Origin of the sequence: Komagataeibacter xylinus, assembly GCF_004302915.1 — a bacterium.
Taxonomy (GTDB): Bacteria; Pseudomonadota; Alphaproteobacteria; order Acetobacterales; family Acetobacteraceae; genus Komagataeibacter; species Komagataeibacter xylinus_C.
The window spans coordinates 1-7,554 of sequence record NZ_QQBI01000064.1; the positions used below are offsets into that span (position 1 = coordinate 1).

Sequence of the window (7,554 nt, forward strand, 5' to 3'; positions counted from 1 at the left end):
CGACGCCATCTGGTCCGGGGTTAACCCCGGACCAGATGGCCAACAGCAACGCCGTCAGAAGGGCGGCATAACAACAATCGGGTATAGCTTATCAAGCCCGCAAAACTGTCCGAACGGACGGGACCACCTCATAGGTCAATGCCTGCTGACGATCATGTAATCGCTGAATGTATGCTCTTTTGGGGGATCACCGGTATGCGGGCAACTGTCTCGACAAAGTGGTCGTTTCATTGTCTGTGCTGTGACATGGTTTCAATGCCTGTTCCATCGCAGTCTGAAATTCAGCCGCTTCCATCGGGGCAACACGCATGACGGATACCAGACAGGATGATCGGCAGATGATGGTGCCCAGGACCGTACATGATCCGGTCTGTGGCATGAGTGTGAATACTGTGACAGCAAAATTTCACACGCTGCATGATGGACACGATTATTATTTTTGTAGTGAACACTGCCAGCGGAAATTCGGGGCAGACCCCGCAGCTTTCGTGGCGGACGAGGCGTCCATTACCCATGACCAGTCCCTGGCAGGCCAGACGGCGTGGACCTGTCCGATGCACCCGGAAATCAGGGAAACGCATCCGGGAAAATGCCCTAAGTGCGGCATGGCGCTGGAACCTGCAGAGAAAACTGGTAATGCTCCGACGATGCCAGCAATGGAACATGGTCAGAAATCGGGCAGCAATACCGGCCATGACCATCATACGTCCACGAACGAAATGCCCTCTCTTGCCGGAAACCACACAATCTGGACCTGTCCCATGCATCCGCAGATCCGGCAGGATCACTCCGGAGACTGCCCGCTCTGTGGCATGGCGCTGGAGCCGGAGGATCCGACCGGGCACAATGAGGAAAATCCCGAACTCAGGGATTTTACGCGCCGCCTGATCGTGGCCGGGGTGCTTGCCATTCCGCTCATGCTCATCGCCATGGGAGGCGATGTCGGTCTGCATCTTGTGCCGCCTGTGCTGTCGCCATGGGTGCAACTCGCGCTCACGCTGCCTGCCGTCTGCTGGGCCGGGTTACCGTTCTTTCAGCGCGGTCTCGCCTCACTACGCACCGGCCATTTCAACATGTTCACCCTGATCATGTTCGGCGTGGGTGCGGCCTTTGGCTACAGCCTCGTGGCAACGATCTTTCCCGACGCCTTCCCCGCGACCTTCCGGATGCCTGACGGCAGCCTTCCGGTCTATTATGAGGCCGCGGGCGTGGTGGTGGCACTCGTGCTGGTTGGGCAGGTCCTGGAACTGCGCGCTCGCGCCGCAACCGGCAACGCGATCCGCGCGCTATTGGATCTCACGCCGAAACAGGCGCATCGCATTGGCGCTGACGGCCAGGAAAACGATGTTGCGGTCGAAGATATCGCGACAGGCGACCGTCTCCGCGTTCGGCCCGGTGAATCTGTCCCTGTTGATGGCATGGTGCTGAACGGCGCGTCCAGTGTGGATGAAGCGATGATCACCGGCGAGCCTGCGCCCGTGGCGAAGAAACCGGGCGATGCGGTGACGGGTGGCACCATTAACGGCACTGGCAGCCTGGAAATCGAGGCACGGGCGGTCGGCAGCGACACCATGCTTGCCCGCATCGTGGCAATGGTTGCCACAGCACAGCATAGTCGTGCGCCGATCCAGAGCATCGCCGACCGCGTGTCGGACTGGTTCGTCCCGCTGGTGTTGGGTATATCCCTCGTGACTTTCGTCGTGTGGTATTTTGTCGGTCCCGCGCCGCGCTTCGGCCATGCCCTGCTCAATGCCATATCCGTTTTGATCATCGCCTGTCCCTGCGCGTTGGGACTGGCCACGCCGATGTCCATCATGGTTGGCACCGGGCGCGGCGCGCGTGAGGGCGTTCTGGTGCGCAATGCCGAGGCCCTGCAGGCACTGGACAAGGTGGACACCCTGGTGGTGGACAAGACCGGCACGCTCACGGAAGGACATCCCCGGTTGATCGCCCTCGACGTTGCGCCAGCGTGGCAGGAGGACGATGTGCTGCGCCTGGCGGCCTCAATCGAAGCGCAGTCCCAGCATCCGCTGGCCCAGGCAGTGGTCCGGGCACTGAAGGAGCGCCATGGCACGCTGGTGCAGATCAGCGATTTCGGCTCACAGCCCGGCCTCGGCGTCAGCGGCACAGCAGATGGCCGTCAGGTGGTGATTGGCAATGCCGAAAGGCTCAAGCAGGCCGGGGCAGATCCCGCTCCGCTGGAGGCAGATGCAACGCGATATCGTCAGTCCGGCGCGGGGGTCATGTTTGTTGCGATAGACGGGAAAGCAGCGGGGACGATTGCCGTGGCCGATCCGCTGCGGGAAGACACGAAAGCTGCGTTAGCGGCGCTGCATGATGACGGGATGCGCATCGTCATGCTGACTGGCGATAACGAGACGACTGCAAGAGCTGTGGCACAGGCTGCCGGGAACATTGCAGAGGTACACGCCGGGCTGAAGCCCCAGGACAAGGCCGATATCATCAGACAGTTGGAGAGTGTCGGCCGCCATGTGGCGATGACGGGAGACGGCGTGAACGACGCGCCGGCCCTCGCGGCGGCTTCCGTAGGTATCGCCATGGGAACAGGAACTGACGTCGCCATCGAGAGCGCAGGCATCACACTGGCCCATGGCAGCCTGGGTGCGCTGGTCCGCGCCCGAAAACTGGCGCACGCGATCATGCGCAATATCCGGCAGAACCTTGCCTTCTCGTTTCTGTTCAACGGGATCGGCATTCCGGTTGCGGCAGGCGTCCTCTACCCGGTATTCGGACTGTTGCTATCGCCGATGATCGCAGGTGCCGCCATGGCGCTGTCTTCCGTCACCGTCGTTACCAATGCGCTCAGGCTAGGGCGGATCAGTGATGGCGGGCATTCCGCTCGGGATGCCAGAACCGGTAACCTTTTGTGAATATCCGTCCTTCTGGCAGATCCCGGTCTATAAAAGAGAGCACCGGTTTTTCTTGACGCGAAACGCCAGAAAGGCCAGCGATCATACCATGGATACCATCAGCCTGATCGCCCTGCTTCTCGTGCTTGCCGCTGCCTTTAGCATTCTCAATCACCACACGCTTCGCGTTCCCGTGACGATCGGCGTTCTGATCTTCTCGTTGCTGACTTCCCTGCTGGTCATGGTTCTGAACCTGCTGATCCCGGCCTATGATCTTCAGGCCCTGCCGCGGTCTGTGCTGGGGGTCATCAACCTACCCGCGGCGCTTCTGAATGGTGCGCTGTCACTTCTTCTCTTTGCCGGAGCCATGCAGGTTGATGTCGGACACCTGCGTGCGAAACTGATGTCCGTGACAGCCCTGTCCATTCTCGGGACTGTTCTGGCCGTGGCCTTTCTGGCGGGCGCGGCCTGGAGTGTTTTTCCGCTGTTGGGCCACGCTGTTCCCTTTACATGGTGCATCGTGCTCGGCGCCATTCTCGCACCTACTGATCCGGTTTCGGTCGTGGGGATGTTAAAGCGTCTGGGGCTGCCGGGGCCGCTTCAGGCCATTTTCGCGGGCGAGAGCCTGTTCAATGACGGCGTCGGGGTCGTCATTTTCGGTGTGACGATCGGACTGGCGACCGGAGACAGTCAGGGCGTAGCCGCCTCCGGGATTGCCCTCAGCTTCTGCCGCGAGGCGCTTGGTGGCGGCCTGCTGGGCGCACTGACGGGGTGGATTGCGCTTCGTGTGCTCAAGGGGCAGCGGGATCCGCATATCGATCTGCTGACGTCACTGGCCCTGGCGACCGGAACCTTCAGCATTGCCAACCACCTTGGCATGTCAGGCGCGATTGCTGTCGTCGTGGCCGGATTGTGTTTCGGAACAAGCTATAGCCATTCCGTTTTCGATGAAGCGTCCCGCAAGGAACTCGATATCGCCTGGACCCTGATTGACGAAGTGCTGAATGTCCTGCTGTTCATGCTTATCGGCTTTGAAATACTGGAGATCACGCCGCATCTGTTTACGGTGCTGGCAACGCTTGCCGTGATCCCGCTGTCCATCGCCGTGCGGGCATTGAGCGTGCTGTTTTCCACCCTCCCGGTTCATCTCCGGCAATGGGAGCGTGGCCGTGTTCTGGGTATCCTGACCTGGGGCGGCCTGCGTGGCGGCATCTCGGTTTCGCTGGCGCTTGGACTGCCACCCGGTGAATTGCGCAATCTGCTGCTGCCTGTCTGTTACGGCGTGGTAGTGTTCACCATTATCGTGCAGGGATTGACCATGGAACGGGTCGCCCGCAGGCTCTATCCGTCATCCGCATCCCGGTCTGAATGATTCCTTATGAAACAGGTATTCCAAAAGGTGATAATTTCAGCGTCTTCCGGTTGCTGCCCTGAGCCTCAGCGCCTCGTAGATCGGTGTATCGCCGAGCGCTCCTGCCACTACCATTGCCGCGAAGCTTCCAGACAGAAGCGGCAATACAAGATCGGACGATCCGGTCATTTCCATGACGAGGATAATGCCCGTCAAGGGCGATCGAACGGATCCCGCAAACATGGAGGCCATGCCGACAATCACAAATGGCGTGGCCGCCAGCGCTGTATCCGGGCTCAGTATCTGCGCCACAAAGCTGCAGGCCAATCCGGACAGTGCCCCCAGGGCAAGCATGGGTGCAAATAGTCCTCCTGGTGTTGCGGCAGCATAGGAAATCGCACCGAAGATCAACCGGAAAACGAACAGGGCAGGGATAATACGCCAGCTTATCGTATTATTTATCGCTGCCTGGGTAATCCAGTCCCCTCCACCTGCCAGATGCGGATCAAGCCACACAACAAGTCCAGCCAGACCACCAATCAGAACGGCCCTGACGGGTATGCTGACAGGCAGACGGTCGGCAAGGCGCAGTGCCGCAAGAATTGTCCGGTTATATCCAACCGCCAGCAGACCGGTCATGAGACCGGTCATGACAAAGAATAGCTGCTTCGCGATCGCTTCAGGCAGGACCTGATGGAACACGATGAAATCAGGCTGGCCGCCCAGGATGCCACGACTGATCAGAATGGCTGAAATGGACGCCCCGAGTGCCGCACACACCATTCTGGCTTCAAACCGTCCCACCAGTTCTTCCAGGACAAAAACGGCACCTGCAGCAGGCGCATTGAAGGCCGTTGCAAGACCGGCTCCTGCGCCAGCGGCGAGGAGAGCGCGACAGTCCGCCTGCCCCAGAGAGAGCAGTCGTCCGATCGTATTGGCTGCCGCGGCACCCATCTGCACGCTTGGCCCTTCGCGTCCCAGGGCCAGTCCACTTCCAATCGCCAGCAGACCACCAATGAACTTGACCGGGATGAGCACCCATGGCGCTGGGACCGCGACGCCCGACAGCACGGCCTCGACATGGGGAATACCGCTGCCTGATGCCAGCGGCGCAAAACGGCGCACCATTTCCACTGCGACAAGGGCCGCCAGGGCAACCCCCACGACCAGAAAGCAACCCTCCCACGGAGAACCATGCAGAAACCGGAGAGCCAGATCCGTTCGCGCGGTTTCCAGCCCTTTAAGAAACAGGCGGAAGACCCCACAGATTGCACCGGTCGCAAGCCCGATCAGGATTGACGCTGATGCCAGGAAAACCAGACTGCAGGAACTCCCGGTCTGTTCCGGTTGTGGTTTCCGGTTCGGCACCTGCTGCAGCATCGTGTCTTCTTTCGTTGACTGACGGTTCTCTGGCTCGGAATACTGCATCTGCAACCCGGGTCCCGGTTCAGGAGGGATCAGTTTCCTGCCTTGAAAGTGTTTTTTCCTGACCTGCCTTCCGTTCCGTCTTCTCCATGAACCCCGCGGCGAGGGCGGAATAAAGCGGATGCGGGCAGACCGTGCGCGAGACCCCGAACGCCAGAAACGCAGTCGCGAGAAGCGCCAGCGTGACCTGCTGGTTATCGCATACTTCCATTACGATGATCGTCGCCGTGAGGGGGGACTGGGCAACGCCACAGAAATATGCCGCCATCCCAAGCAGAACGACCGCGCCTGGAGATGTATGGGGCAGGAACTGCTCGATCCATCCGCCCATTCCGGCGCCAATGGCAAGAGATGGTGCAAACATGCCCCCGGGTATCCCCGAACAGAAGGTAATGAGCATGGAAAGGTACTTCAGGAGAAAGAAGGACGCTGGATAATGGAGGCTGCCATCCACGATCCCTCGCGCCTGGAGATAGCCCGTACCATAGGTTGCACCATCGGATGCCAGTCCGATCAGGGCCAGAAGCAGACCGCATAGAGCAGCAAACCCGAGAGGGAAACGTGCTGCAAACGGACGAAGTGATCCCGGCAATCCTTTTGACAGCCTGATGACAAGGCGGGCAAAAAGGCCGCCTGCCAGCCCACCGCTTACACCACACACCAGAACGGCCAACCATGCGACACCAACCGGGATGGAGGCACTGGTGCGACCGAAATAGGTATAATTCCCCAGCAGGGCAATCGCGGTGATCCCGGAAAAGATGATGACGGTCAGTGTCCGTCCTGACGATTTCTGTTCAAAGGAATGGGCGAGTTCCTCAATGGCGAATACAACTCCGGCCAGGGGCGTGTTGAAGGCCGCAGCCATGCCGGCGGCTCCGCCCGCCAGGATCATACCGTGTCGGGTGACGTCATTATGCTGACCCATGGCCCGCGAGAACGCATGCATGATGGACGCCCCGATCTGGACGCTGGGTCCTTCACGACCGATTGAGGCGCCGCAGATCAGACCGAGGCATGTCATCAGGATCTTGCCGAGCGCAATGCGCAATGTCAGAATTCGGTCCACCAGCATGAAATTATGCATATGCAATGTTGCTATTGTCTGGGGGATACCCGAGCCTTGTGCACCATTGAACAGCACGCGCGTCAACCAGGTAATGGCGACCAGTCCAAGCGGTGCAATCAGAAGCATGGACCAGGCATTCAGGGCCACGATGTGGTAACGCAGATCGGCCGCCGCATCCCCCAGATGGGCAAAGATCACGGAAATAATCCCGATCAGCACAGCCCCCGAGCAATACATGAGTGTTCTTTGCCATTTCAGGGTTCTGACACGCGCCAGACGACGAAGCCGACGGGCTCGTCTGGCGCGATTTCGGCCCGGAACGGACTGGCAGTCAGCCTGACCTGCACCATGGTATGACAATGTCGGCAAAATGGTCACGGCAGAGAAGGTCCAGACTGTGAGACAGGAACGGGGCATATACCATTTTTTCTTACGCCCCCGCTCAGAACCCATACCGGGAAGCTACAGGAGATTCATCCTCAAAATCTACGGGACTGCTACGTAGATCATTCATACATCTGGTGAGTTCCGTCTGGCTTCATTATCCAGATTATCATGCCGTTCTGCCATGCCCTTGAGACCCTTGTCTGGCGACCGGGTCCGGTGTTTGCCATCCAGTTGGGGATGTGGGGGCGCACTGTATTGTAGTCTGCCCGCCAGTCAGCCAGAATCTGGCGGGCATGCATCAGGGACGTGAGCAACGTTTCGTTGAGACATTTATCCCTGAACCGGCCCTATCTTACTTCTAACCTTCGATGAGCCCGGATTTCTTCTGTGGTTGCCGTCCGTTATGCAAGAGTTTTCTGACCCATATTGACGTGTGATCGTGTGCGGTCTTC

General features: G+C 59.4%; 4 protein-coding genes and 1 pseudogene. 2 read left to right on the forward strand and 3 right to left on the reverse strand.

Annotated features, from left to right (window positions below; translation table 11 throughout):
- Positions 1–308 precede the first annotated feature (308 nt).
- Positions 309–2,891, forward strand: coding sequence for a heavy metal translocating P-type ATPase (locus DV027_RS16670; RefSeq protein WP_130732946.1), 2,583 nt, complete (start codon positions 309–311; stop codon positions 2,889–2,891).
- 88 nt (positions 2,892–2,979) lie between these two features.
- The gene (locus DV027_RS16675) at positions 2,980–4,242 is read left to right on the forward strand and encodes a cation:proton antiporter (RefSeq protein ID WP_019087019.1); all 1,263 of its coding nucleotides are present in this window, start codon (positions 2,980–2,982) and stop codon (positions 4,240–4,242) included.
- Between the two features lie 36 nt (positions 4,243–4,278).
- On the opposite strand, the gene DV027_RS16680 is transcribed toward DV027_RS16675, so the two are convergent.
- The 3 genes and pseudogenes from DV027_RS16680 to DV027_RS17990 all read right to left on the reverse strand — a co-directional run.
- Positions 4,279–5,649, reverse strand: a complete 1,371-nt coding sequence (locus DV027_RS16680; RefSeq protein WP_130732947.1) for a ClC family H(+)/Cl(-) exchange transporter — start codon at positions 5,647–5,649, stop codon at positions 4,279–4,281.
- A 19-nt stretch (positions 5,650–5,668) separates the two neighbouring features.
- Positions 5,669–6,952, reverse strand: coding sequence for a chloride channel protein (locus DV027_RS16685; protein WP_019092385.1), 1,284 nt, complete (start codon positions 6,950–6,952; stop codon positions 5,669–5,671).
- A 389-nt stretch (positions 6,953–7,341) separates the two neighbouring features.
- A pseudogene (locus DV027_RS17990) lies at positions 7,342–7,449 on the reverse strand (integrase core domain-containing protein); the annotation flags it as partial.
- Positions 7,450–7,554 lie beyond the last annotated feature (105 nt).

What these genes read in the sequence shown, in the direction of transcription:
- DV027_RS16670 (WP_130732946.1), top strand. Translation starts at nt 309, where the DNA reads ATGACGGATACCAGACAGGATGATCGGCAGATGATGGTGCCCAGGACC.
- DV027_RS16675 (WP_019087019.1), top strand. Translation starts at nt 2,980, where the DNA reads ATGGATACCATCAGCCTGATCGCCCTGCTTCTCGTGCTTGCCGCTGCC.
- DV027_RS16680 (WP_130732947.1), bottom strand. Translation starts at nt 5,649, where the DNA reads ATGCAGTATTCCGAGCCAGAGAACCGTCAGTCAACGAAAGAAGACACG.
- DV027_RS16685 (WP_019092385.1), bottom strand. Translation starts at nt 6,952, where the DNA reads ATGTATTGCTCGGGGGCTGTGCTGATCGGGATTATTTCCGTGATCTTT.